Origin of the sequence: Streptomyces sp. MB09-02B, from assembly GCF_033794485.1 — a bacterium.
Classification (GTDB): domain Bacteria; phylum Actinomycetota; class Actinomycetes; order Streptomycetales; family Streptomycetaceae; genus Streptomyces.
Genome location: NZ_JARGEE010000883.1, coordinates 1 through 1,199, shown reverse-complemented (window position 1 = coordinate 1,199; position 1,199 = coordinate 1). Strand labels below are relative to the sequence as shown.

Annotated in this window: 1 protein-coding gene; it reads right to left on the bottom strand. The window is 75.9% G+C overall.

What is annotated here, in order from left to right; translation table 11 throughout:
* A partial coding sequence (locus tag P1P70_RS44835; RefSeq protein WP_319248278.1) for an AMP-binding protein occupies positions 1 to 1,199 on the bottom strand: 1,199 nt, incomplete at both ends.

The following is a 1,199-nucleotide window of genomic DNA, read 5'->3' as shown; positions in this document are numbered from 1 at the left end:
GTCGGGGGCGGGTTCACGGTCGTGGTCCCGAGGGGAGCTGGGGAGGAGGCTGGTGACGGGGACGAGGGTGACACCGTCCAGAGTGGTGGCCCTCCCCCGGGTCTCCGGGTCGCAGACCAGGACGCGAACTCCCGTACGGGACAGCTGATCCCGGAGGCGGGCGGTGGGGTGGGTGGCGTCCAGCGGTACCCAGCCGGCGCCCGCCCGCAGGATGCCGACGACTCCGGTGACCGTGGCCGTGCCGCCCGGTTCCGTGAGGAGTCCGACCAGGTCGCCGTGGCGTACGCCGTGCGCGCGCAGCCGGGTGGCGAGGGCGGCGGAGGCGGCGTCGAGGGCGGCGTAGGTGAGTGTGGCCCCGCCGTCGGCGGCGACGGCGCGGGACCCGGGGGTGGCGTGGAACTGGGCGAGGAGACGGTCCACGATTCCGCCCCCGCGACCTGCGGCGACGGTGTCGAGGGCCGGGGCGGGCGGCGTGGAGTCGGGGGCTTCTGCGGTTGGGGCCGTCGTGGTGTCGGGGGCTTCTGCGGTCGGGGCCGTCGAGGTCGGGAGTGGCGTGGTGGTGGCCCGAAGTTCGGTGACGTAGTCGTCGGCGAGGCGTCGTACGGTCTCGGGACGGAACAGGTGGGCCGGGTGGTTCCACGACAGGCGCAGGGCGGCGTCGGCCTCCCAGCACAGGAGGCCGAGGCGGGTGGCGGCGGTGGCGGTGGCCGCGGCCGTGGGGGTGACGGTGACGGGCCAGTCGGGGCCGTGGACCACCGGGAAGCGGGCGAAGCTGAAGCCCGCCTCGGCCGCCGTGCGTGGCGCGGGGCCCGTGGTGGGGCGCACCTCGGACAGCAGTCGGGCGAAGTCCGGGCTGCTCAGGGTCGCGTGGGCCTCGGCCTCCCGCCAGATCCGGCGCAGCCGGTCGGCGAGCGCGGTGACCGCTTCGGCGGGGTCGATGTCCACGAACACCGGCAGGGTGTCGGCCAGTGGCCCCACCAGTCGGTCGATACCGGCGAGCGGCAACTCCCGCCGCGCCCGCGCCACGTTGACGGCGACGGCTCGCCGTCCGCTCCACCGGGCCAGACAGCGGCCGTACACCGCCAGCAGCAGGTGGAACAACGACACCCCGTGCCGCGCGGCCGTCTCGCGGAGCGCGGCGGTCAACTCCTCGTCGATGTCGGTGCGGTGGTGGGTGAGGGGCGGGGTCGGGGGTGCCT